This window comes from Bradyrhizobium sp. 170, from assembly GCF_023101085.1.
Classification (GTDB): Bacteria; Pseudomonadota; Alphaproteobacteria; order Rhizobiales; family Xanthobacteraceae; genus Bradyrhizobium.
This window is the reverse complement of record NZ_CP064703.1, coordinates 6,073,062-6,096,920: the sequence shown is the minus strand read 5'-3', so window position 1 is coordinate 6,096,920 and position 23,859 is coordinate 6,073,062. Positions and strand designations below refer to the sequence as shown.

The 23,859-nt window shown below is 62.1% G+C and carries 24 protein-coding genes; 15 read left to right on the top strand and 9 right to left on the bottom strand.

All coding sequences use genetic code 11. From position 1 onward, the window contains the following. Positions 1-69: 69 nt before the first annotated feature. From IVB05_RS28390 to IVB05_RS28380, 3 genes are all read left to right on the top strand, one after another. Positions 70-666 (top strand): GNAT family N-acetyltransferase, encoded by a 597-nt coding sequence (locus IVB05_RS28390; protein ID WP_247779242.1) that lies wholly within the window; start codon positions 70-72, stop codon positions 664-666. A gap of 342 nt (positions 667-1,008) precedes the next feature. Next, positions 1,009-1,998, top strand: coding sequence for a tripartite tricarboxylate transporter substrate binding protein (locus IVB05_RS28385; RefSeq protein WP_247779241.1), 990 nt, complete (start codon positions 1,009-1,011; stop codon positions 1,996-1,998). 88 nt (positions 1,999-2,086) lie between these two features. Beyond that, the gene (locus IVB05_RS28380) at positions 2,087-2,434 is read left to right on the top strand and encodes a hypothetical protein (RefSeq protein WP_247779240.1); all 348 of its coding nucleotides are present in this window, start codon (positions 2,087-2,089) and stop codon (positions 2,432-2,434) included. A 170-nt stretch (positions 2,435-2,604) separates the two neighbouring features. Here the strand turns inward: IVB05_RS28380 and IVB05_RS28375 are convergent, their stop codons facing one another. Further along, positions 2,605-3,195 carry a PEPxxWA-CTERM sorting domain-containing protein gene (locus IVB05_RS28375; RefSeq protein WP_247779239.1) on the bottom strand — a complete coding sequence of 197 codons (591 nt, stop codon included), beginning with the start codon at positions 3,193-3,195 and terminating at the stop codon, positions 2,605-2,607. Positions 3,196-3,305: 110 nt separating this feature from the next. Continuing rightward, on the bottom strand, positions 3,306-3,998 hold the full coding sequence (locus IVB05_RS28370) for a PEPxxWA-CTERM sorting domain-containing protein (protein WP_247779238.1): 693 nt from the start codon (positions 3,996-3,998) through the stop codon (positions 3,306-3,308). A gap of 223 nt (positions 3,999-4,221) precedes the next feature. Here IVB05_RS28370 and IVB05_RS28365 point away from each other — a divergent pair, with 223 nt between their 5' ends. Further along, positions 4,222-5,325: a helix-turn-helix transcriptional regulator gene (locus IVB05_RS28365; protein WP_247779237.1), complete on the top strand. Its 1,104-nt coding sequence runs from the start codon at positions 4,222-4,224 to the stop codon at positions 5,323-5,325. A 102-nt stretch (positions 5,326-5,427) separates the two neighbouring features. On the opposite strand, the gene IVB05_RS28360 is transcribed toward IVB05_RS28365, so the two are convergent. Beyond that, complete coding sequence (locus tag IVB05_RS28360; RefSeq protein WP_247779236.1) at positions 5,428-6,675, bottom strand: glycerophosphodiester phosphodiesterase family protein; 1,248 nt, start codon at positions 6,673-6,675, stop codon at positions 5,428-5,430. Positions 6,676-6,872: 197 nt separating this feature from the next. Here IVB05_RS28360 and IVB05_RS28355 point away from each other — a divergent pair, with 197 nt between their 5' ends. Together IVB05_RS28355 and IVB05_RS28350 are read left to right on the top strand one after the other, a co-directional pair. After that, positions 6,873-7,190, top strand: coding sequence for a hypothetical protein (locus IVB05_RS28355; RefSeq protein WP_247779235.1), 318 nt, complete (start codon positions 6,873-6,875; stop codon positions 7,188-7,190). Between the two features lie 205 nt (positions 7,191-7,395). Continuing rightward, on the top strand, positions 7,396-7,758 hold the full coding sequence (locus IVB05_RS28350; protein ID WP_247779234.1) for a twin-arginine translocation signal domain-containing protein: 363 nt from the start codon (positions 7,396-7,398) through the stop codon (positions 7,756-7,758). Between the two features lie 76 nt (positions 7,759-7,834). Here IVB05_RS28350 and IVB05_RS28345 read toward each other — a convergent pair whose 3' ends face one another. The 4 genes from IVB05_RS28345 to IVB05_RS28330 form a co-directional block, all read right to left on the bottom strand. Beyond that, positions 7,835-8,089: a hypothetical protein gene (locus IVB05_RS28345; protein WP_108518213.1), complete on the bottom strand. Its 255-nt coding sequence runs from the start codon at positions 8,087-8,089 to the stop codon at positions 7,835-7,837. A gap of 85 nt (positions 8,090-8,174) precedes the next feature. Then, positions 8,175-9,191 carry an alpha/beta hydrolase gene (locus tag IVB05_RS28340; protein ID WP_247779233.1) on the bottom strand — a complete coding sequence of 339 codons (1,017 nt, stop codon included), beginning with the start codon at positions 9,189-9,191 and terminating at the stop codon, positions 8,175-8,177. 94 nt (positions 9,192-9,285) lie between these two features. Beyond that, a complete protein-coding gene (locus IVB05_RS28335) occupies positions 9,286-9,795 on the bottom strand; it encodes a hypothetical protein (RefSeq protein ID WP_247779232.1) in 510 nt (169 codons plus the stop codon). Positions 9,796-9,863: 68 nt separating this feature from the next. Continuing rightward, on the bottom strand, positions 9,864-10,562 hold the full coding sequence (locus IVB05_RS28330) for a winged helix-turn-helix domain-containing protein (RefSeq protein ID WP_247779231.1): 699 nt from the start codon (positions 10,560-10,562) through the stop codon (positions 9,864-9,866). A 202-nt stretch (positions 10,563-10,764) separates the two neighbouring features. On the opposite strand from IVB05_RS28330, the gene IVB05_RS28325 reads away from it, so the two are divergent. After that, a complete protein-coding gene (locus tag IVB05_RS28325) occupies positions 10,765-11,073 on the top strand; it encodes an NIPSNAP family protein (protein WP_247779230.1) in 309 nt (102 codons plus the stop codon). A gap of 67 nt (positions 11,074-11,140) precedes the next feature. Continuing rightward, complete coding sequence (locus tag IVB05_RS28320; protein ID WP_247779229.1) at positions 11,141-11,953, top strand: isocitrate lyase/phosphoenolpyruvate mutase family protein; 813 nt, start codon at positions 11,141-11,143, stop codon at positions 11,951-11,953. A gap of 73 nt (positions 11,954-12,026) precedes the next feature. Here the strand turns inward: IVB05_RS28320 and IVB05_RS28315 are convergent, their stop codons facing one another. Further along, a complete protein-coding gene (locus IVB05_RS28315) occupies positions 12,027-12,461 on the bottom strand; it encodes a hypothetical protein (protein ID WP_247779228.1) in 435 nt (144 codons plus the stop codon). 150 nt (positions 12,462-12,611) lie between these two features. Between IVB05_RS28315 and IVB05_RS28310 the strand changes: the two genes are divergently transcribed. Continuing rightward, positions 12,612-13,253 carry a trimeric intracellular cation channel family protein gene (locus IVB05_RS28310; RefSeq protein ID WP_247779227.1) on the top strand — a complete coding sequence of 214 codons (642 nt, stop codon included), beginning with the start codon at positions 12,612-12,614 and terminating at the stop codon, positions 13,251-13,253. A 4-nt stretch (positions 13,254-13,257) separates the two neighbouring features. On the opposite strand, the gene IVB05_RS28305 is transcribed toward IVB05_RS28310, so the two are convergent. Further along, positions 13,258-14,478: a c-type cytochrome gene (locus IVB05_RS28305; RefSeq protein WP_247779226.1), complete on the bottom strand. Its 1,221-nt coding sequence runs from the start codon at positions 14,476-14,478 to the stop codon at positions 13,258-13,260. A 288-nt stretch (positions 14,479-14,766) separates the two neighbouring features. Here IVB05_RS28305 and IVB05_RS28300 point away from each other — a divergent pair, with 288 nt between their 5' ends. The 6 genes from IVB05_RS28300 to IVB05_RS28275 all read left to right on the top strand — a co-directional run bounded on the left by IVB05_RS28300 (position 14,767) and on the right by IVB05_RS28275 (position 23,722). Next, entirely contained in the window at positions 14,767-18,273 is a 3,507-nt protein-coding gene (locus IVB05_RS28300; RefSeq protein WP_247779225.1) for an indolepyruvate ferredoxin oxidoreductase family protein, read from the top strand. Positions 18,274-19,050: 777 nt separating this feature from the next. Further along, a complete protein-coding gene (locus IVB05_RS28295) occupies positions 19,051-19,785 on the top strand; it encodes a cyclase family protein (RefSeq protein ID WP_247779224.1) in 735 nt (244 codons plus the stop codon). A gap of 7 nt (positions 19,786-19,792) precedes the next feature. Then, positions 19,793-20,137 carry a hypothetical protein gene (locus IVB05_RS28290; RefSeq protein ID WP_247779223.1) on the top strand — a complete coding sequence of 115 codons (345 nt, stop codon included), beginning with the start codon at positions 19,793-19,795 and terminating at the stop codon, positions 20,135-20,137. Between the two features lie 993 nt (positions 20,138-21,130). Beyond that, positions 21,131-22,279, top strand: coding sequence for a thiolase domain-containing protein (locus tag IVB05_RS28285; protein ID WP_247779222.1), 1,149 nt, complete (start codon positions 21,131-21,133; stop codon positions 22,277-22,279). Then, positions 22,279-22,668: an OB-fold domain-containing protein gene (locus IVB05_RS28280; protein WP_247779221.1), complete on the top strand. Its 390-nt coding sequence runs from the start codon at positions 22,279-22,281 to the stop codon at positions 22,666-22,668. The genes IVB05_RS28285 and IVB05_RS28280 overlap by 1 nt, the downstream gene beginning before the upstream one ends. 193 nt (positions 22,669-22,861) lie before the next feature. Continuing rightward, on the top strand, positions 22,862-23,722 hold the full coding sequence (locus tag IVB05_RS28275) for a MaoC/PaaZ C-terminal domain-containing protein (protein WP_247779220.1): 861 nt from the start codon (positions 22,862-22,864) through the stop codon (positions 23,720-23,722). The last annotated feature ends 137 nt before the right edge of the window (positions 23,723-23,859 follow it).

The window sequence follows — 23,859 nt, the reverse complement described above, 5'->3', positions numbered from 1 at the left end:
GTTCTTGAAGAAGGCATCGGCGCGGTTACATTAACGATGCCTAAAATCGAATGGTGAGGGAAAGACACGATGGCGGCGGCGCCGGAAGTCAAATCCGCGGGCGCGAGCATCCGGGCAAGCGCGACCAGCACCATTGTGCTCGGCTTTGCGGCCGACCCGATGGCGCGTTGGGCTTGGCCTGAATCGTCCGAATACCTGAGAGTGATGCCTCAGTTCGTCAATGCTATCGGCGGCCGGGCTTTCGAGCATCGCACAGCCGACATCACTGAAGGGGCTCGCGCCGCCGCCCTTTGGCTGCCGCCAGGCATCGAGCCAGACGAGGTAGAAATGAGCGCAGTGATGGAGCAGTCCCTGCGTCCGGAGATCGCCGCGGACATTGGCGCCGTCATGAAAGGCATGGCCGAACATCATCCCCGTGAGGCGCATTGGTATCTACCCCTTGTTGCCGCCGATCCGAACTGGATCGGGCAAGGGCTCGGCACGTTGCTGATGAAACACGCGCTTCGACGATGCGACGAGGAGGGCGTCGCGGCCTACCTCGAAAGCTCGAATCCGCGTAACATTTCCTTCTATGAACGGCATGGCTTCAAGATTACCGGCAAGATACAAAGCGGCTCTTCTCCCGTGATGACACCGATGCTGCGGCCCGCGTCCCGAGCGCTCTAACGAGCTACAACAGGGTCGCCCGGCCTGCGCTCGCTTCGTCCCCGTTCAACTCGTATAAAACGTCGTCGCTGCCGGCCAGTCCGTTTTCTTATGGGTTCTTATGGGCTGAGGTGCATCCAGGCGGTGGAAGCGCTGCGACAACTCCCGTTTCAGGAGGATGAGCAATCGCTCGTCGCCATATTCTCTTGTGCGGAAAAATCGAGTTGCAGATACCGTCACTGCACGCCTGCGAGTCATGTCAGGAAAGCCCGTATTTTTGAGTGCGCCAATCTGTCCCGGCATTCCCACGTGGCACTAGCGGGACGATGCGCTACGCTCCCTGAAAAATTCAGGGAGAGAATCATGTCAGTGAAAATCAATCGCCGTCACTTCATCGCTGCCGGCACGGCAGCCGCCGCGACGCCTTTCCTGTTGCGCGGGGCCTCGGCGCAAGCCGCGTGGCCGTCGCGGAATATACGTATGGTCTGCAGCTACCCGGCGGGCGGGCAGACCGACCTGCTCGCGCGCGCCTTCGGCGATTTCATCACCAGGCAGCTGGGACAGACCGTCGTCATCGAAAACAAGGCGGGCGCCTCCGGCTCGATCGGCGCGGCGGAAGTCGCGCGCGCGGCGCCGGATGGTCACACGATCCTGTGCTCGATTTCGACCACCTATGTGATGAACAGGGTCATGATGAAGAACCCCGGCTACGACATGGACAGAGACCTGACGCTCGTCAGTATCATCCCGGGCGCCGGGCTGCCGCTGGTCGCGAGCCTGGCGTCCGGCGTCAAAACGCTGGACGATTTCGTCGCGTTCGCGCGCAAGAAGGGCCAGGTGAATTTCGGCACCTATAGCGCGGGCTCAGTGCCGCACATGACGATCAACGAACTCAACAAGCAGTATGGTCTCAAGATCGAACCGATCCACTACCGGGGCGAAGCGCCGATGTGGACGGGGCTGCTGGACGGCACGCTCGATGCCGCGATGGGCAGCTACACGGCCGCGCAATCCGTCCTGCAAGGCGATAAGGGCGTTGTGTTCGCGGTGAGTTCGAGGAAGGTCGCCGCGATCCCTGATATCAAGACTCTGCCCGAACAAGGCGCGACATCGAAGTTCTTCACCGTAAGCGGCTTCACCGGATGGGCGGTGCCGAAGGCGACACCGCAGCCGATCGTCGATCGGCTGGCGGAACTTTGCGTGGCAGCCAACAGCGATCCGAAGGTGAAGGAAGTTCTCTCTACATTCGTGCTGGATCCGGCGATCGGCTTCAAGGAGAGCAATGCCTTGTACCAGCGCGAATTGCCAACCTGGATCGAGAGCGCCCAGGCGCTCGGCCTCGAGCCAGCCTAGCGCGACAGGCGATCAGCGGGTAGGGTGGGTAGAGCGAAGCGAAACCCACCCTGTGAACCTGATACATTGGTGCTCGATCTTGAATGCGATGGCTGAGGACGACCCGACCGACGAGATTTCACTCATCGAGGAGCGGCTCCAGGAGCTTGCCGTAGTCTCGGAGCGATGCCGAAAGATCATTCTGGTTTCCAAGGCGGCCATCGCCGGCGGCGGCGCATTGCTGCTCGTCATGATGCTCGGCCTGTTCGGCTCCAGTCAGGTCGCGGCCCTCGGCTCGATCGCCGCAGTGCTGGGCGGCATCGTGTCGCTCGGATCGAATGTCAGTACGTTGCGGCAGACGAGCGACGCCATCAGCGCCGCCGAGGCGCTCCGTTCCGATCTGATCGGCAGGATCGATCTTCGGGTGGTCGGCGATAGCCCCATGAAACTGAGTTGACGCGCCCGCTCGCGCGGTGCCGTAGGGTGGGCAAAGCGAAGCGTGCCCACCACCCATCGGCATATTGCCTGGAAATGGTGGGCACGCTTCGCTTTGCCCACCCTACGAAGCTGGAGAGCGCAACTATCTCAACGCAACTTCGAAGGCAGCGCTCGACCCCACGATCTTGATCAGGCGGCGACCGATGCCGGCTTTGACTTCCGGCGATAGGCCATGAAGCCAACGCCGGCGAAGCCGAGCAGCATCATCGCCCAGGTCGAGGGTTCGGGGACGGCCGAGGTTACGGAATAGGTGAGGATGGCATCGAACTGAATCCCGGTCGGGCCGGTTGATGACGTTAGGTTGCCGGATATTCCTGTGCCGGTATCGTTTATAATAAAGGACAGTGTGTTCTGACCGACGAGGAAGCCGCTTGTCACGTCATCATGGGGCAGGCCATTCCCTGACGTGAATAGAAACGGATCATTCGCGCCGCCGCCCGTGAAAACGAAAGACCCGGGACCCGGGCCAAAAATGCCGGTGTTGCCTACTGTGGTGCCATTGAGCTGCAGGATGGCGCGATCGTCAGCGTTGAACGTGGTAATGGTGAGCTTCGCGTTTGTAAAACCACTGGGTAGACTAAAGCCAAGGTCAGCAGTGTAAAATGAAGTAAGAAAGCTGTTGTCGAGGGAATAATTTAAATTAACAGTCTCCGCCGAGGCAGAACACATTCCCACCGCTGCGAAGAGAATAGCGGCGGCACAGGTCTTGATTGAAAGCATTTTCAGTCTCTCCTCAATGAAAGTCTTAAACTGATTTGAGTAAACGCCAGAGTTTGCCGGTTGCTCGGGAAATCAGCGCGACCGAGGGCGGCCTTTTGCATTCATCTCGATCAGGCGGCGAGGGCCGCCGGCGCGGCTTTCCTACGGCGATAGACGCCGTAGCCAATGCCGGCGAAGCCGAGCAGCATCATGGCCCAGGTCGAGGGCTCGGGCACGGCGCCCGTCACAAAATTCCGACTGAAACTGTCGGCATTCAGGCTCAGGTCTCTAAAGGTGATCGTGTTCGCGCTAGAGCCGCTATATTCCTCGAGCAGAAACACATCGAGCGTGAGCTGCTGGTTGGTGAAGCCCGAGATCGTAAACGTACCGCCGCCTGCGCCAGGGGTGTAGGTCAATGAGTTGATGCTCAGAAAGTTGTTGACGTGAACGTCGCCGGAACTGGCGAAATGAAACACGTCGGAAAAACTGTTCGCCTGATTATGGACTTCCAGTCCGGCTTCACCATCCGGAGCAAGTATCGACGGATAGAGGTCGAAGACCGAAAGCGTGAAGTTGCCGGAGAACGTAAAGTTGCTCTGGAGATCGGCGCGCCCATGGTTGGTGCCGCTATCATGGGTGAATACAATTCCATTACTGGTCAGCGCGGCACCGAAGCCCGGGGTGGTGGTGATCGAAAGATTTGGATTGAGCGTGCCGCTGGTGAGGCTGTCGAAAAATGTCACCGCTTGCGCTTGACCTATCGAGCTGACTGCAAGCCCGGACAGGAGAGCGAATGCCAACGCATTATTCCTGAACAATTTCATTTTGCGAAAATCTCCTACACTCAAAATTGACCGATGCGAAAGGCTAGAAGATGGATGGGGCAGAAGCCATCCGTTCGGGCTTTTGCGCGGCGTTCGGTCGCTACATCAAATGATGTACGGCAGGGCCGGCTGTTGCAGTTATTGGGCACGGCGCTACACTGTCTTGATTACGGTGCTGCAAGTCGTTTCAATTCTGCCATTTTACCGCGGGGGCGGGGGCTTGATGAACCAGGACGATTTGCTCGTCATCATCGAGAAGATCTATGAGGCCGCGACCGACACCAGCCGGTGGCCCGTCGTCCTTCAGACCATCGCCGATGCCTTTGGCGCGCAGGATGCGTCGCTGAGCGCGGTCTCGCCGGTGGCCGTGCCCTGGCTGGTCGCGCCGCGCACCGATCCTTCGTTCCTGCAAAGCTACGGGCAGCATTATCACCCGCTCAACCTGTTCTGGGACCGGATGACGCGCGTGCCGGTCGGCACCGCGGTGACGGACCGCATGGTGCTTCGCCAGGAAACCCTTCGCGCCAGTCAATTCTACAACGAGTGGTCGCGGCCGCAGAACTATCTTTCGGTGATGGGGGCGACGCTTCTCGTCGAGGATCAATGGCGCTTCGAGTTCGTCGTCCCCGGCAAGAACGCGTTCGGGCTGGAGCAGATCAAGCTCTACGATGCGCTTGCGCCGCACCTCAAACGCGCGGTGCAACTCACCCACCGCCTGCAATCCGCGGAGCTCGATCGCGCCTATTCGCGCGGTGCGCTCGACAGCCTCGATCGCGGCATGCTGATGGTCGACTCTAGGGCGCGCGTGCTGTTCGCAAACCAGGCGGCAAAGAAATCGTTCAATGCCGGCCTGAAAATGGTCGACGGCGTGCTGTGCGGCACGAAGCCGTCGGAAACCGCGCGGCTTCATCTGGCGATCGCCGATCCCTTCAACAATGGCGGGCGCAACGAGATCGCGATTTCGCGAGGTGCGGATCGCGCGCCGCTGTCGTTAACGGTGATCCCGCTGCGGCATCGCGTCGAATGGATCGCGCGGCAAGAGCAGGCGGCGATCGTCTTCGTCAGCGATCCCGAAGACGCCGCGGGCCAGCGGCATCAGGTGTTGCAGCAGCAGTTCGGCCTGACGCGCGCGGAAGCCGGCCTGGTCGAGGAAATGCTGAAAGGCGGAGACATGCCGGATGTCGCAGCCCGGCTCGGAATAGCTCCGGCGACGGCGCGAACGCACCTGCATCGCATCTTCAGGAAAACGAGAACGACGCGCCAGTCGGAGCTGGTGCATCTGGCGTTGTCGCCGGGCGAGGGTGTTCGACAAAACGGCGGTGCGTAGGGTGGGCAAAGCGAAGCGTGCCCACCACTTTTTCTGCCTCACAGAGATGGTGGGCACGGCGCATATGCGCCTTTGCCCACCCTACGAAGCTACGAAGCCTCTTCACTTCATCCCCGTACAACTCGCATAGAACGTCGTCGTCGCCGGCCAGTCCGAGAACATGCCGCGCACGCCGACCTGTTTTGCGAGCACGTCCAGCACCGTCAGCGTATCGCCGTCGCGATCGACCGCTGATCTGATCGATTTGTGATAGAAGCCGCCGCCCTTGTGCAGCGGGCCGTCGCGCTCCAGCGACCAGCCGATCAGGTCGAGGCCTGCGGCCTTCGCGGCCTTGGCGTATTCGGACGGGACGATTTCGCGTCTGTCGTTCAGCGTCAGCATGGTCCAGATCGGCGGTCCGAGGATCGCGACGCCTTGCGCTTTCAATTCCGCCATCGAGGGTTTCCAGGTCTCGGGCTTATTGGGATCGAGACCCTGCTTCTCGTAGCGATCCTCAAGATACACCGCCTGCGCCCCGAACGCCGGCTCGGTCTTCACCCAATAGAGTACGTCGGCGAGATTGAAGCTTTGCGCAAACACGTCGCTTGGGGGAATGCCGGCCTTCTTGTAGGCGTTCAGCATTTGCGAAGCATATTTCTCCTGGGTGTAGTCGCCGTCGAACGGCATCGCCACTTCGGGCGCCTTCAGCTCCGGCGTGAATTTGGCGCCTAAGCTCTTGATCAGCGCGATGCTCTCGTCATGCGTCATCAGCGTGCCCGAATTGGCGTAAAGATCCGTGCGCCAGCGCGGCGTGCCGTTCTGGTATTCCTCCGGCGTCTTCGCATCCGCGTTGAAGCCGTCCATCTTCGCGGTCAACGTGCGGAATTCGGCGAGCGTGATGTCGCTGGTGCAGCATTTCGCCGACGCCTTCTTGCCGGTTGCCGGGTCGGCCGGGCTGAACGCTTGCGAGCATTTTGCGGCAAGCTCCGGCACCGTCAGGATGTTGGTCGTGGTGTGCAGGTCGCATTGCGAATGGCGGCAGACCAGTTCGCGGTCTTTGGTAAAGGTCACGTCGCATTCGATGATGCCGGCGCCCATCCGGGCGGCCGCCACATAAGACTCTTTCGTGTGCTCGGGAAACTCCAGCGCCGCGCCGCGGTGGCCGATGGAAAAGTCGGTCTTGCGAAACGGCCCGGTGCATTGGCTGAGCTGTTGCTTCAGCGGCCCGTCCTTCATCTTGTCGACCAGATAAAACGGCCGCGGCCCGATCTGCGGCTCGCGCGGCAGCATGATCTCGTCGGCAAGAGCGGGAACGGCTGCCGTCAACAGGCACAGGGCTGCAAGAAGGGCGGAGCGATGGCGGGCAGGCATGGGTGGCACCTCGGATAACGCGTTGCGCGCGGCCTTGATATCACGGAGCATGTGACAGTTTGAATGGTGCGTAGGTGCGTAGGGTGGGCAAAGCGCAGCGTGCCCACCATGTCTTGCACCGTTGTTGATGCGTGGTGGGCACGCTACGCTTTGCCCACCCTACGAGAAGCTACAAGAACAATTCCTGGGAGAGAAACATGCCCGCAGCCTTTTTCGTCGTCCGCGCCACCGTGTCGGACCCCGCCAAGCGTCAGGCCTTCGATACCTGGTATTCGCGCGAGCATCTGCCGGATGCGATGAAATCGTTCGGGGCCGTGAAGGCATGGCGCTACTGGAGCGTCACCGAACCATCGCTGCACCAGGCGATGTACCAATTCCCCGATAAGGCTGCGCTCGACCGCGCGATCGAGGGGCCGGAGATGAAGCGCCTGATCGCCGATTTCAACCGCGACTGGCCGGACGTGACGCGAACGCGGGATGTGCTGGTGCTTGCCGAGGAGCTGGTAGCGGCTTGAGATGCAGACAGCGCGGCCGGCACACGCCCGCGCGATGCAGAAATGCCGCAATAGCAATAAAAGTTCCGCTGTGACCAGCAGCGCTATGAAAATAATTCTGGATCGGCTTCGTTCGCAGCAAAGCTGAACGCGCAGTTCACCGCGCATTCATCTCGGCACCTCGAAACTCTCTTTCTCGCACACAGCAGACGGAGGAGGAGATGTGATGGAACGCCGCCACTTTCTGAAACTCGCCTTTGGATTTGCCGCGGGCGGCATCGCGCTTGCAGCGAGCGCGCAGGCCGCGCCGCTGATGCCGGCGCCGCTCGCCGACGACGCCAAACTGCCCGCCAATCCCGATGCTCAACCCGCCGTCACGTCGGGCGAGGAGGTCGATCGCCTCACGCCGGAAGAAGTGCGCTGGGGCCGCGGCCGCGGCCGTCATCGCGGCTGGGGCCGCCGACGCTGGGGCTGGCGTCGCCGGCACTGGGGGTGGCGCCGCCGCCGTTGGCGTCGCAGGTATTGGGGCTGGCATCGCCGCCGTCGTTGGCGCCGCCGCTACTGGCGTCGTCGTCGTTACTACTGGTAAGTCGCCGTCAGGGATTGCTTACAAGGAATAAAAAAAAGCCCCGCGCGAGCGGGGCTTTTGTCATGAATTGGAAATGTCAGTAAGCGCGGCAGCGTCCATACCGCCACACGGTGCCGTAAGGGCACCCGCGACCGGGCCGCACCACCACGACCGGAGCTGCGGGCCGCACCACGACGACCGGGCCCGGACGAACCACAACGGCCCGGCGATTGGGCTGGCAACCGCCATAGGGACCGCGATGCCAGCCGGGGCCGCATCCGCCCGCGGCTTCCGCCGCGCTGAAGCTGGCAACGGTGCCCAGGGCCAAAACTGCTGCGAAAAGGTACTTCAATGTTTTCTCCCGTTCTTGGCCGCAAGGCGGCACGGTTCGGAACCTAGTCACGAACACCTGAATGGAACATGAATGTTGTGATTTGTCATGGGGCTACAGCCAGAAATCCGAGCACCAGTTCGCTGTACCTGGCCGGCGCCTCCAGAAATACAAGATGGCCGGCATTCGGCACCACCTCGGCCCGGCCGTTCGCCATCCTGGCGGCGACGGCTTTGGCCAGCTCGGCATTCTGTCCCATTTTCGCGCGCAGTGCCTCCGGCGCATTGGCCCTACCCGGCGCGTTGTGATCGTCGGCGCCCATCACGAACAGCGTCGGCTGCGTGATCAGCGGTATCTCGTGCGCGACAGGCTCGCGGTAGATCATTTGCGCCGAGCTGACGAAGGCGCGCAGCCAGCGCGGATATTCGGCGCTGCCCTTGATGTTGAAACGCGCGTCGATGAAGGGTGTGACCTGTTCGGGCGGCAGCTTTAGCGCGTAGTTGGTCTCGAGCTGCTTGCGATAGCCGTCGGCGGTGAGCTTGTCCTCGTTCTCCAAAATCTTCTCGGTTGGCGTCGGCGGCACGTAGAGCCGATAATCCTCCAGGCCGATCGGGGCGGTCAGCACCAGATGGGCGATCCGGTCGGGATAGGCGCGCGCGATCCGGACGCCGAGCATGCCGCCGAGCGAATGCGCCACGATGTCGGCCTTGGCTACTCCGAGATGATCGAGCAGTGCGATCGTGTTGCGCGCCAGCGTATCGAAATGCAGGTCGGCTAGCGGCTTGGAGGATTTGCCGAAGCCGATCTGATCCGGCACCACCACGCGATAGCCGGCATCGTTCAGCGTCTTGATGACCGGCGCCCAATAGCTCGATGGAAAATTTCGGCCATGCAGCAGCACCACGGTGCGCCCGTTCGGCTGCGCGGGAGCTACGTCCATATAGGCCATCCGTAACTGTTCGCCGTCGTTGACGAGCGGCAGCATGTGGACGGGGTAGGGATAGGCAAAACCTTCGAGACCGATGCCGTAGGGTTCGCGCTGCCCGCTTTCCGCGGCTCCGGCCGGCAGCAAAGGCTGGATGCAAAGGGCGACGGTGAGCACGCCGGCAAGAATTCGTCGCATCGCAAACTCCATCTGAAGATGAAGCTGTATTGATGCCGATACCGGCCGTCGTAAAGGCCGCACAGCTTCACATTTTGCGGAGATCAGGCCTGTCTCATTCCGCCTTCAGCACGGCGCTGAAATCGCCGCCGGTGTCCGTCGTGTAGAGATGCTTCAACTGGCCGCGGTCATCGATCAGGTAATAGTGATTGCCGTTGATGCCTTGCTCGTTGCGCTTGCCGCGGAACACGATGAGGCGGCTGTCGGCCCGGCTGATCACGGGCTCGAAATCATCTGATACTTCGCCCCAGTTGGAGACGGTGAAGAACTGGGTGATCCGCCCGGTGCGGACGTCGAGGAATGTCGGCGCCTGGCATTCCGAACCGCAGGGCAGGATGACGACGATGTAGCGCCCGCCGGCATTGACCTTCTTGTCTTCCATCGCCCCGCGATAGGTTTCGCTGCGATCGCGCCAGAATTCGTGGTCGAGGCGCGGTTTTGTGTGCTTGCCGGTGTAGACCTTCACCGTGTAGTCGCCGAATTTGGGCGGAGCTTCTGCGCGGACGGGCAGGGCGTAGCACGCGAACAGCATCGCGGCGGCAATAGCTTTAAGGAAACGATTCATGGAAGTCTCGTCGGAAACGCAGGCACCGTTTGGTCTACGTTCCCGCCGGACTGGTTCACAAGGCGCGCTTAAGCCGGCTCGTTCCCGAACAGTGCGGCGAAGCGTTTTTCACCGGTGCGTGTAAAATTCACGACACGGCTGCCCGGCGCGGGATCGCGCGCCGCCCAGTTCAATTCGGTGAACCGGTTCATCACGGCTGCACCCAGCGTGCCGGCGAGGTGATGCCGCCGTTCGCTCCAGTCGAGGCAGGCCTTGCACACCGGCCTGCGCGGATGCGCCAGCGCCTCGGTGTCGATTTGCAGCGCCTGCGCCATGAAGCGCTTGCCTTCGCCGGTGAGCTCGATGTCCTGTTTGGTTTGCCGGACCAGCCGCTGCTTGCGCAGGCTGTCGAGCATCTGCACGCCGAGATCGCCGGCGAGATGGTCGTAGCAGATCCGCGCTCGCCGCAGCGCCGGCTCCTTCGGTCCCGTGCGCACGCGGGTGTGGCCGGCGCGCTCCGCGAGACCCGCAAGGCCTTCGAGCACATGCGCGACATCGGGGCCGGTGAGGCGGTAGTAGCGGTGACGGCCCTGTTTTTCCGGCTCGATCAGGCCGCCGGCCTCGAGTTTCGCCAGATGCGAACTCGCGGTCTGCGGCGTGATGCCGGCCTGGTGCGCCAGCTCGCTCGCGGTCAGCGCGCGACCGGTCATCAGCGCAGTCAGCATGTTGGAGCGCGCGGGATCGCCGACGAGAGAGGCGACCATGGCGATGTCGGGGCCTGCTTTCATAGTTCGATGATAGCCGAAGCATTGACGTAGGGCAAGCGGGTACTCTCAGGGCTGCAACACAAGGCTCCGTCATTGCGAGCGAAGCGAAGCAATCCATCGCGCCGCAAGCGGAGGAATGGATTGCTTCGTCGCTTCGCTTCCTTGCGCAAACGCTTCGCGTTTGTCGCAGGTAATGACGGTGCAGAAGTATTGGAGAATCTCAATGACCATCACCGTTTTCATCCGCTACCAGCTCGATCCGTTCAAGCGCGCTCAGTTCGAGCAGTACTCAAAAAACTGGCTCACCATCATCCCGAAATGCGGCGGCGACCTCATCGGCTACTGGATGCCGCACGAAGGCACCAACAACATCGCGTTTGCGCTGATCTCGTTCGAGAGCCTCGCCGCCTATGAAAGCTACCGCGCGCGGTTGCGCGCCGACAGCGAAGGCATGGCCAATTTCAATTTCGCCGAGAAGAACAAGTTCATCCTCACTGAGGAGCGGACGTTCCTGCGCAAGGTCGTGGCGTGAGGCGTCTGGCAGAACGGGCGTTGCACACCTATGTACGCGGCGCAAACAACATTGAGGGGAGCGACCCATGCTGACACCTGCTGACAAACGCGCCGCATTCAGGAAATTGCACGAGAGCGGGTGCTTCATCATCCCCAATCCCTTTGATGTCGGCAGCGCGGTAGCCTTGCAGCATCTCGGCTTCAAGGCGCTGGCTTCGACGAGTGCGGGCTTTGCCTGGACGATTGGCAAGGCCGACAACCGCGTCACCGTCGACGACGTCTGCGACCATCTCACCGCGATCTGCGCGGCGGTCGATATTCCCGTTAATGCCGATTTCGAGGACGGCTTTGCGCACGAGCCGGACAAGGTCGGCGTCAATGTCACGCGCGCCGTCAAGACCGGCGTGGCCGGCCTTTCGATCGAGGATTTTACCGGCGACAACGCAAAACCCCTGTTCGATCGTGCGCTCGCGGTCGATCGTATCAGCGCGGCGCGCAAGGCCATCGATGCCGACAATAGCGGCGTCCTGCTCACCGGCCGCTGCGAGGCGTTTTTGCGCGGGCAGAAGGATCTGACGCTCGTGATCGACCGGCTCACCGCCTATGCCGAGGCGGGCGCCGATTGCCTCTATGCGCCCGGCATCACGACGGCTGAAGAGATTTCGGCTGTCGTGAAGGCGGTGCATCCAAAACCCGTCAATCTCCTGGTCGGCGCGGCCGGCCCGTCGCTGAAGGCGGCCTCCGATCTCGGCGTGCGCCGGATCAGCGTCGGCGCCTCGCTGGCGCGGATGGCATGGGCCGGCTTCATGAAGGCATCAAAGGAGATGGCGGAGCAGGGGACGTTCGCCGAATTCGCGAACGGTTATTCCGGTGGTGAACTCAACAAGATGTTCAGCTAGACATAAAATTTACTCGCCACAAAAAAAGCAGCGGGCCGATGGGCCCGCTGCGCGCCGTTTCAAATGACGATTGTTACTGCTTGGCCGGCGCGTTGTCGGCTGGCGGCGTAGTCGCCTTGTTCATGTCCGTGCTCGAATCAGTCGGAGCCGCCGGGCGATTGGTCGCCGCGCCCGTGGTCGTGCCCGGCTGGTTGTTGGTGCGGGGCGTCACGTCACGCATGCCCGGAGGCGCCGCAGGGTTGGCTGGCTGCGTCTGTGCGGTCTGGTTGGTCGGCGAGGTGCCTGCCTGGTTTACGGTCGTATTGTTGAGGCCATAGAACAGGGCGCCCAGCACCACCGCGATGGCGACCGCGAACATGGCGACCTTGCCGCCACTGGGAGGACCCTCGGCGAGGCTGGGATCGGCTTGCAACTCATTGTCCAGACTGTTGAGGCGGGCCTGATGGCGGATTTCTTCTTCGCTCAGGCCGGCGCGGTAGGGATCGTTCGGATTGGGTTGGTATGCCATGAATGGGTTCCTCCGTTAGCATCCCAGAGTTAAGCGCCAAGACAATGGTTGGCGTGACCGGATGTTCCGCGCCAATGTTGCAACCCCGTAGCGTTGGAACCGGTGATTCCCTGGAGTTCCCAATGTGAGGTTGCCAGATTCGAGGTTGTCATGTGGAGCCTGCCGCCCGGCGATACCGTTCTGCATTTGCTGTCCTATGTGGCGCTGACCGCGCAGGCCATGACCGCCGCACTCGCGGCGGGCCGGCGCAGCATGGACTGGGCTGGCGTATGCATGCTCGGCTGCATTACGGCGCTCGGCGGCGGCACCATTCGCGACGTGCTGCTAGGACACTATCCACTGGTCTGGGTGCAGAACCCTTCCTATCTCGCGCTGACGGCGGTAGCGGCATTCGCCACCATCCTGATCGCGCGGCACGTGCACCGGCTCAATACGGCGTTTCTGGTGCTCGATGCGATCGGGCTGGTCGTGTTCACCATGGCCGGCTGCGATGTCGCCTGGCAGATGAATGCCTCGCTGCCGATCGTGATCGTGGCGGGCATGATCACCGGCTGCGCCGGCGGCGTGCTGCGCGACATTCTTTGCAACGACGTGCCGCTGTTGTTTCGCTCTGAACTCTACGCCAGCGTCTCCGTCGTGACCGGACTGTTCTATGCCACCGCCTTCGGGCTCAACCTCAATGCCCAGGTCTGGACCGCGCTGACCTTTGCGCTCGGTCTCACGCTGCGCCTGCTGGCGATCCGCTACAAATGGGAAATGCCGAAATTCGTGTTCAATGGTGAACCGCGCTGAGCAGCTATCTTGCCTTTCGCGCCTTCGCGACTTCATCCGCCGTCACCAGCGGGGCCGCATTGCCCCAGGCGTTGCGGATGAAGTTCGTCACGTCGGCAATCTGCTGGTCGGTCATCTTTGCGGCATAGGCCGGCATCGATCCCTTGTTGGGCGCGCGCGGCGTCGTCACGGTCTGTGCGCCGTCCAGGATGATGCGCAGCGTGCTCAAGGCGTCAGCCGATTGCAGGTTGGCGTTGCCGGGCAGCGGTGGGTAGATCCGCGGCGCGCCTGATCCATCGTCCTCGTGGCAGGCGATGCAGGCGCCATTATAGAGCTTCGCGCCCTCCGCCATTTGCGCCGGCGGAGGCGGGGTGACCTTCGGCTCGGGAGCGCCGGCCGGCAGGTCTTTCAGGTAGACCGCGATGGCGCGGACATCCGCATCGCTCATCTTCGAGGTCGAATTGACCACGACCTCCGACATCAGTTCGCCGGCATGGCTCCTGCCGTTGCGGCCGCTCTGCAGATACTCGGTGATGTCTTCCACGCTCCAGGATTTCAGGCCGCTGCGCTCGGCGCCGTCCAGCCGCGGCGCGAACATGCCGTCGACCCGCCCGCCGCCGTAAGCCTGGCCGCGTTTGTCGGCGCCAAACATGTTCTTCGGCGTATGGCAGGCGCCGCAATGGCTGACGCCCTCGACCAGATAGCGCCCGCGATTCCACTCCGCGCTCTTCTGCTGGTCCGGCATCAAAATGCCGGGCTTGAAGAACAGCCAGTTCCAGCCGCGCATGACGACGCGATAATTGTACGGCCAGCGCAGCTCGGACGCGCGCGGCGCATTGCTCACCGGCGTCAGCGTCGCCAGATAGGCGCGGATGGCAAAAATGTCCTGGCGCGTCAGCCTGGTGAAGTTCGGATAGGGGAAGGCCGGATAATAGCGCGAGCCGTCGCGCGCCATCCCGAACCGTAACGCGCGGTAGAAGTCGTCATCGCTCCAGGCGCCCAAGCCCGTCTCGCGGTCCGGCGTCAGATTGGGCGAATAGATGCCGCCGAACGGGGTATCGATCCGCTTGCCCCCGGCGAACGGTTTTGCGGGATCGGCGGTATGGCAGCTTGCACAGTCGCCGGCGTCGGTCAGCGCCTTGCCGCGCGCGATATCCTCTGCGGTCGGCTCGACCCTCGACTGGGCGTGGACTTCGCCAATGGCGAGCGCAGTGCACAAAAGCACGCGAGCGAGAATCGTCCGCATGGTCCGGCGTCTTCCCTGCACCATCTGGCCTCCTGGGGCGTTATAGCGCGAAAGCGGACCGATGAGGGATGTCATGCCGTTTCGCGGCGGGGCTCCCGGACGACACAAACCGAAAAGCGCTGCCGCTATTCCCGGCACGAAATTGCGATCTTTGAAAGCGCGGCTCTTTGGCCGAGATTTGTGGTGGCGCGGCTCGGAAAATCCGACATAGACTGGTTCTAAGAAGTTCAGATGCCTAGATAAAAAGCGGCGTCTCGATCAACGCTCAAGAGGCAAAAGAGGGCTTAAATGGGAATCAACCAGGGTCCGATCAGTCTCGATCAGAAATACACCCAAGGTACCGGCCACATCTTCCTGACCGGCATCCAGGCGCTGGTCCGCCTGCCGATGGCCCAGATTCGCCGCGACCGTGCCGCGGGGCTGAACACCGCCGGCTTCATCTCCGGCTATCGCGGCTCTCCCTTGGGCGGCTACGACCAGCAGCTCTTCGCCGCGCGAAAACACCTCGAACAGTACAACATCAAGTTCCAGCCCGGCGTGAACGAGGACCTCGCGGCCACCGCGATCTGGGGCTCGCAGCAGCTCAATCTCTCGCCCGGCGCCAAATATGATGGCGCGGTCGGCATCTGGTACGGCAAGGGCCCTGGCGTCGACCGCTGCGGCGACGTCTTCCGCCACGGCAATACAGCAGGCTCGGCCAAAAATGGCGGCGTGCTTTGCCTCGCGGGCGACGACCACGGCGCAAAGTCCTCGACCGTCCCGCATCAGTCGGACCACGCCTTCATCTCCGCGCTGATGCCTTATCTTTATCCCTCCAGCATCCACGAAATAATCGAGATGGGCCTCTTGGGTATCGCAATGTCGCGCTACTCTGGCTGCTGGGTCGGCATGAAGGTGATCACCGAGACGGTGGAAACCACCGCCGAGATCGACCTCACCGACGAGATGACCCCCTTCGCGATCCCAACCGATTTCGAGATGCCGCCGGGTGGACTCAACCTGCGCTGGCCTGATGATCGTTATGCGCAGGACCTGCGCCTGCAGGACTACAAGGGCTATGCGGCGATCGCGTTTGCGCGCGCCAACAAGATCAACCGCATCACCATGGATTCGCCGAATGCCCGCTACGGCATCATGGCATCGGGCAAGAGCTACGAGGACATCCGCCAGGCGCTGCGCGAACTCGGCATCACCGAGGAAGTCGCCGCCAAGATCGGGCTTCGACTTTACAAGATCGGCATGCCCTGGCCGCTGGAGCCGGAAGGCGTGCGCAATTTCGCCGTCGGCCTCGAGGAAATCTTCATCATCGAAGAGCGCCGCGAGATCGTCGAAAATCAGGTCAAGCAGGAATTGTTCAACTGGCGCGACGACGTCCGCCCTCGCATCGTCGGCAAGATGGACGATCACGACAAGCGTTTTCTCACTTTCGCCGCCGAACTTTCCGTCGCTTCGCTCGCGAGCTCGCTGACCGAACGGCTGCTTCGGCTTAATCTCAATCCCGAAATCGCCGCGATGCTCCGCGCCAAGGCCGACTGGTTCAACGGCCGGCAGGCGACCCAGATGCAGGCGGTCGCCCCCGTCACCCGCACCCCGTATTTCTGCTCAGGCTGTCCACACAACTCGTCGACCAAGGTGCCCGAGGGCAGCCGCGCCTTCGCGGGCATCGGTTGTCATTTCATGGCGCTGTGGATGGACCGCAACACCGAGACCTACACCCACATGGGGGGCGAGGGCGTGCCGTGGGTCGGCGTCGCACCGTTCACCAAGGAAGAGCACGTATTCGCCAATCTCGGCGACGGCACCTATTTCCACTCCGGCAGCCTCGCGATCCGCCAGGCGATCGCCTCCGGCGCCAATATTACCTACAAGCTCCTCTACAACGATGCCACCGCGATGACCGGCGGCCAGCATGTCGACGGCGAATTGTCGCCGCAGCAGATCACCTTCCAGCTTCATTCCGAAGGCATCCGCAACATCTATCTCGTCTCTGAAAGTCCGGCTGCTTATCCGGCGTCCGACATCGCGCCCGGCGTCAAGGTTGCGCATCGCGACGAACTCGACGCGGTCCAGAGGACCTGCCGGACGCTGAAGGGCACCTCGGCGATCGTCTTCGTGCAGACCTGCGCCGCTGAAAAACGCCGCCGCCGCAAGCGCGGCCTGATGGAAGATCCGGCGCGCCGCGTCATGATCAATCCCGCCGTGTGCGAAGGCTGCGGCGATTGCTCGGTGCAGTCGAACTGCATTTCGGTCGAGCCTTTGGAAACCGAGATGGGCCGCAAGCGCACCATCAACCAGTCGACCTGCAACAAGGACTATTCGTGTCTGAAGGGCTTCTGCCCGTCCTTCGTCACCATCGACGGCGGCAAGCCGCGCCGCCGCGCGCCGGCAAACCTTGGCGACACCGGCCTCGGCGACATCGGCGATCTGCCCGAGCCGGCCTCGTTCCCCTCGCTGCAGCGGCCCTACAACATCGCCGTCGGCGGCGTCGGCGGCACCGGCGTGCTGACGATCGGCGCGCTGCTCGGCATGGCCGCGCATATCGAGGGCAAGGCCAGCATGATCCTCGACATGTCCGGCCTGGCACAAAAGGGCGGCGCGGTGCTCAGCCATGTTCGTCTGTCAGAACATACCGCCGACGTCACCTGTTCGCGCATCGTCACCGGCACCGCCGATCTCGTGATGGCCGCCGACGAGGTGGTGGCTGCCGCCAAGGACACCATCACGCTTTGCGAAGCCAGCCGCACCGTCGGCGTCATCAACACCCACGTCATTCCCACCGCCGACTTCATCCTCAACCGCGATTTCAATTTCCAGAGCCGCAAGGTCAACCACGTGCTGGAAACCGAGCTGCGCAAGGACTCGTCTTTCTACGACTTCACCAAGCCCGCCGAAGCGCTGCTGGGTGACTCCATCGCCACCAACATCATGATGCTGGGCTACGCCTACCAGAAGGGCCTGCTGCCACTGTCGGCAAAGGCTATCCTGCAGGCGATCGAGGTCAACGGCGTCTCGATCAAGATGAACACGCAGGCCTTCCAGCTCGGCCGTCTCGCCGCGGCCGATCCGGCGCGGCTTGAAGCGATGATGAAGGGGCAGGACGAAACGGTCGCGCCCAAGACGCTGGACGCGATGTCGCTCGACGAGGTCATCGCCCACCGCAGCGCGCACCTCGCCGATTATCAAAATGCCGCGCTCGCCGACCGCTATCGTGGCCTCGTGAAGCGAGTGCGCGATGCGGCTACCAATGGCGGCTATGGCGATGCGTTGCCGCGCGCAGTCGCGGTCAACTACGCAAAGCTGCTCGCCTACAAGGACGAATACGAAGTCGCACGGCTGTTCACCGATGGCCGCTTCGAAAAGCAACTCCGTGACCAATTCGAAGGCGACTTCAAATTCAACTTCAATCTCGCGCCGCCCATCCTCGGCGGCGGCAAGGATGCGCTCGGCCGCCCGAAGAAGCGCGCATTCGGCGCGTGGATGATGCCGGTGTTCCGGACACTTGCAAAACTGCGCTTCCTGCGCGGCACGCCGTTCGACATCTTCGGCCACAGCGCCGACCGCAAGCTCGAGCGCGACCTGATCGCAGGCTACGAGAAGGACGTCGCCACCGTGCTCGGTCTGCTGTCGCCGGTGACGCACGATACCGCAGTCGAAATTCTCTCGCTGCCCGACCGCATCCGCGGCTACGGTCCGGTGAAGGAGAAGGCGGTGCAGGACGCAAAGGTGCGCTACACGCAACTCGCCGCCGACCTCGCCAATCCGCCACCTGCGCCACGGCAGATCGCGGCGGAGTAGGCTGCGTAGGGTGGGCAAAGCGAAGCGTGCCCACCATCTCTCGACGGCTGTTGTCCGGAATGGTGGGCACGCTTCGCTTTGCCCACCCTACGGGCGACTGTTCGTTTCGCGGCTGCGAGCAATGCAGCAGGCTCGGACTAAACGATGCTTCGGCTGCGCAAACGCATACCTGAAATCCTCCTAACCACGGTAGCATTATTGCATTCTGCGGTTCTGGAGTTGCGGCAATGCCGATCAAACCGCCCATTGTTACAGAGATAGACCTGATACGCGGTCGTCAGATCGTGCGCTCATTGCCGCCCCTCAAACGGCTCTCTTGCGACGATGCTCAGATCGTTGCGAGGGTAATTGCCGAAAGCTTCGCGGAGGGTCGCAGACAAGGTTTCGACATAGCGAAGGCCAACTTGCAAGCATACCCATGGTGTCCCAAGGAAGCCGCAGCGAAGGGGATGCCGCCTATTCCGGAGTTAAAGGAAGTCCTTCGGTTTCTGTCGGGACACCATGGACAACCAAGCCACGAGTAGCTTGGTAAGACTTCATTTCCGGCTTGGGTCATTGGCTTCGTTTGACCCGGAGCCGGTTGGCTTCCTCCTCGGGCTTTGTATGAGTAGCAAATCGGAATATTGTGAAAGTCAGTCGGAGAAGTTTGCCCTGCCGGGCCTTCCCGCCAGATTGAGAATTCAGAAACCGTTTCCAACTCGCGAAAGGCCGCAGAATGCGGGCTTCCTTCGCACCATCGCCGGATACGCTCGACCAAGAGCCGCTAAGGGGAACCCGATGGAAATGATCGATCTGAGCCGTGACCTGTTCCACCGCACGCAGACGCATCCCGCCCACCCTCCCGTGATCATCTCCGTGTGGTACGACCACGCCGAGAAGAAGCGCGCGGGAAACACGGACTTTTCCTCCAAAGCTTTGTCCATCGCCTTCAGCGATCATGCGGGAACACACGTGGATGCGCCGGTGCACTTCGATTGCCGTCCCGGTGCCCTTTCAATCGATCAGATGCCGCTGGAGAAATTTTATACGTCTGGCATCTGTCTTGATCTGTCCCACGTACCGTTGCGCCATGCCGTGACGGTCCCGGAAATGGAAGCGGCCCTGGCGGCTTCCGGGCAGGAAATCCGCGCCGACGACACCGTGCTGCTGCACATGGCCACCAACGAGCGCCTGTTGGGTAAGCCGGGCTACCTCCACGATTTCCCCGGTCTCGCGGTGGAAAGCGGGCATTGGCTGGCCGACCGGGGCATCGGCATGTTTGGTGTGGAGGCGGTGAGCCCAGCCCGCCGAAGGCGAACCCAACTTCCAGGCCCATCTTGCATGTGGCGAACGGGGGATCACGCACATGGAATGCCTTGCCAATCTCGACAAGCTTGTGGGACGCGGTCGATTCCGCTTCATCGGCTTTCCACTCAAGATCCGCGGTGGCACCGCAAGCCCCATCCGCGCCGTCGCGATCTTCGAGTGAACCCGCCAAAACCTGATGGTGGGTTACGCCTGCGCTCAGGATAGGTAAAGCATGGACTCGGCCCAAAAGATCGTCACACAGATGCCGCTCGTAGAGCTCTGGAACGCAGACGGCCTGTTGGATGCACGTCGCGCTGAGAATCTGGGAGAGACAGATATTAAGCGGCTTCTGCGGGACGGTTCGAGTTTCGTGGTTGCTGAGGCAGGGCAGCCCCTGCGGTGGATATCCGAGGGCGATCGCTTTGCCTTCTGGAAAACCGAGGTGAAGTGTCGACTGGTAGCACTAGATGCGGATGGCTTCTGCCTCGGCGACTATCCAGGCAATTACTGCTATGTCGCGTCAATGTGGAAGTGCGCGTCCTCCACATCGATCATTGTTCTGGAAAAGCATCACTGATTTAGGGCTGCGACTGCTCCCCCTCCGTCATTCCGGGGCGCGCCTTTTGGCGCGAGCCCGGAATCCATTGGCCTGCAAGCGTTGTGGTGAAATGGATTCTCTGATGTGCAATTGCACATCATAGCTCGTGCTTCGCACGCCCCGGAATGACGGAAAGATTGCCTGTCGGGCAAATCAGCAGGCGTCAGCGCTCGGCGCACGTTCAATATACCGCAAAACCCGCTGCGCGCAAAAACGAATTTCACCAGCCATTTCAACGTGATTTCGGTTGTCCAGAGTGCGCGGCAAAAATATTCCGCTTCTCGTTTCCCCCAAATCAGCTCCATCTTCGCGCCATCCCGCCTCATCGAAGAGGGGCGTACGCGTCGTCACGATACGTGGAGTGCGGGTTGCGGTGGACGCGATGGCGTTGCGCGCGCGAGGCATTGCAGGGCGGCCTCAAGCTTTGTCTTGGGGCTGTGAGCGATCGATCCGCGCAAGGCGAGCGGCGTTGTTGCGTACGGCAAAAGCGTGTGGTTCTGGCACCCGTGGCTGGTGTCAAGCTGGCGGAGGCTGATCGAATCCAACCGGGGTCGATCGGCCGCTAATCCGGCAGCGACGGAGGCAAGAGGAATTCGTCTCCGGGAAGAGCGCGCCATAAGCCGTCAAACCATTGCGCAGGGAAGGCCGGATGCTCTCCGCTGGACCTGTATGCTCGTGTGCGCACTTCTTTGTGCACATTGCACACGAGACCGCGGGTGCAGCGCGCACCCGGTCTTCCCTGCGCCCTCTCATGTCAGAGAGGGCAAGCGACCAGGTACAACTCGGGCGCGTCGCGCCGCGAGAACGCACCGGCATATCCGCCTCTCCCGACCTGATACGATTTCCGCCGATAATCATCCCGAGTTGAGTCCAGTCGCTACTGTCTCGCTCTGCGGAATATTTCCGCGCTTGCCAAGGGGGCGGCGACAGGCCAGAAAAAACCTGGAAGAAGAAACGCCAACGGAGAACGATTTGACCATCAAGGGAAAAGCCTACATTGCCGGGATCTACGAGCATCCCACCCGGCACGCACCCGACAAATCGACCGCGCAGTTGCACGCCGAGGTCGCCAAGGGGGCGATCGAGGATGCCGGGCTCACCAAGGCTGACATCGACGGCTATTTTTGCGCCGGCGACGCCCCCGGCGGCCTCTGGCCGATGGTCGATTACCTCGGCCTCAAGGTTCGCCACATGGATTCCACCGATACCGGTGGTTGCTCCTATTTGATCCATGTCGGTCACGCCGCTGAGGCAATCGCGGCCGGGAAATGCTCGATCGCGCTGATCACCCTGGCGGGCAAGCCGCGCACCGGCCCGATGCCGCCGCGCGCGGCCGGCGCGGAGGTAGATTTCGAGGCGGCCTATGGCGCCACCACCCACAATGCTTACGGCATGTGTGCCATGCGCCATATGCACGACTACGGCACGACAAGCGAACAGCTCGCCTGGATCAAGGTCGCGGCCTCCCATCACGCCCAGTACAACCCGCACGCGATGCTGAAAGACGTCGTCACCGTCGAGGACGTCATCAACTCGCCGATGATCTCGGACCCGCTGCATCGCATGGATTGCTGCGTCGTCACCGACGGCGGCGGCGCGCTGATCGTGACCACGCCGGAGATCGCCAAAAGCCTGAAGAAGCCGCTGGTGCGGCTGATCGGCCATGGCGAGGCGATGAAGGGCCCGCGCGGCGGAAAGGATCTCGATCTCACTTATTCCGCGGGCGTGTGGTCCGGCCCGCGTGCGTTCGAGGAGGCGGGCATCACGCCAAAGGATATCAAGTACGCCTCGATCTATGACAGCTTCACCATCACGGTCTTGATGCAGCTCGAAGACCTCGGCTTCTGCAAGAAGGGCGAGGGCGGCAAGTTCGTCGCCGACGGCAATCTCATTTCCGGCGTCGGCAAGCTGCCGTTCAACACCGATGGCGGCGGTCTCTGCAGCAACCATCCTGTTAATCGCGGCGGCATGACCAAAATTCTCGAGGCTATCAGGCAATTGCGCGGCGAAGCCCATCCGAAGGTGCAGGTGCCGAATTGCGACCTCGCCATCGCCCATGGCACCGGCGGACTTCTCGGCGTGCGTCACGCCGCCTCAACCTGCATTCTGGAGCGTGTGTGATGGCAGAAGTGAAAAAATATCCGGCACCGGTGACCAATCCGGAGACCGCGCAGTTCTGGGAAGCGGCCAAGGCCGGCAAGTTCATGATCAAGCGCTGCACCGCCTGCGGCGAGCCGCACTACTTCCCGCGCTCGGTCTGCCCGTTCTGCTTCTCCGACAAGACGGTGTGGGAAGAAGCTTCCGGCGAAGCCACGATCTACACCTACAGCCTGATGCGCAAATCGCCGACCGGGCCGTACGCGATCGCCTATGTCACGCTGAAGGAAGGCCCGTCGCTGCAGACCAACATCGTCGACTGCGATCTAACGAGCCTGAAGATCGGCCAGAAGGTGAAGGTGGTGTTCAAGCCAACCGACGGCGCTCCACTGCCGTTCTTCACGGCGGCCTGACGGAATTGCTCGCGCTGCGCGGCAAACAACAAGTCGTCATCCCCGCGAAGGCGGGGATCCAGTAAACGCCGGTGGTTACTGGACCCCCGGCCGGAGCCTGTCATCCGGCCGGCCAAAGGCCGGACCGGGTGGCGGGGGTGACGAAAGAAAGCGTTGCAACGGCACAAGAAAGATTCGGGAGAGGACGACCGCGATGCCGATCAATTACGAACAGCTCATGGCCCTGAAAAATCTCGGCCAGAAATACGCCTATACCGATCGCGACGTGATGCTTTATGCCTACGGTATCGGCATGGGCGCCGACCCGATGGACGAGAACGAACTCGCCTACGTCAACGAAGGCACCTTCACCCCGCGTCCCCTAAAAGTCGTGCCGACCTTCGCCTCGGTGGCGGCGTGGGGTTCGGGCCCCGGCGAGATGAATCTCAACCGCATGATGGTGGTCGACGGCGAGCGCGACATCACCTTCCACAAGCCGCTGCCGGGCGCGGCCAAGATCACGGCCGACTCGACCGTGCTCGACGTCTTCGACAAGGGCAAGGACAAGGGCGCCGTCATCCGCCACCAGACCGTGCTGAAGGACGAGAACGGCGAGAAGCTCGCCACCCTGGTCGCCTCGCGCTTCGCGCGCGGCGATGGCGGATTCGGCGGGCCGTCCGAAGGCCAGTCTGAACCGCACAAGGTGCCGAGCCGCGCGCCCGACAAGATCGTCGACATCACGACGCGACCGGATCAGGCGCTGGTCTATCGCCTCTGCGGCGACCGCAATCCGCTGCACTCCGATCCGGAGTTTGCGAAGAAGGCCGGTTTCCCGAAGCCGATCCTGCACGGCATGTGCACCTACGGCATCACCTGCCGCGGCGTGCTGCAGACCTATGCGGACTACGATCCGTCGGCCTTCAAACAGCACGTCGCGCGGTTTTCCTCACCGGTCTTCCCCGGCGAGACCGTGACGATGGAATTGTGGAAGGACGGCAACGTCGTCTCGTTCGAAGCCAAGGTGAAGTCGAGAGGCGTCACCGTGATCAAGAGCGGCAAGACGGTGCTGGGTTAGACGGTGTACTCCCTCGCCCCGCTCTTGCGGGGAGAGGGTCGGGGTGAGGGGTCTATCCGCGAGTCCGGTGTTTCTAGATAGACCTGTACCCCCTCACCCGGATCGCAAGTGCGATCCGACCTCTCCCCGCAAGCGGG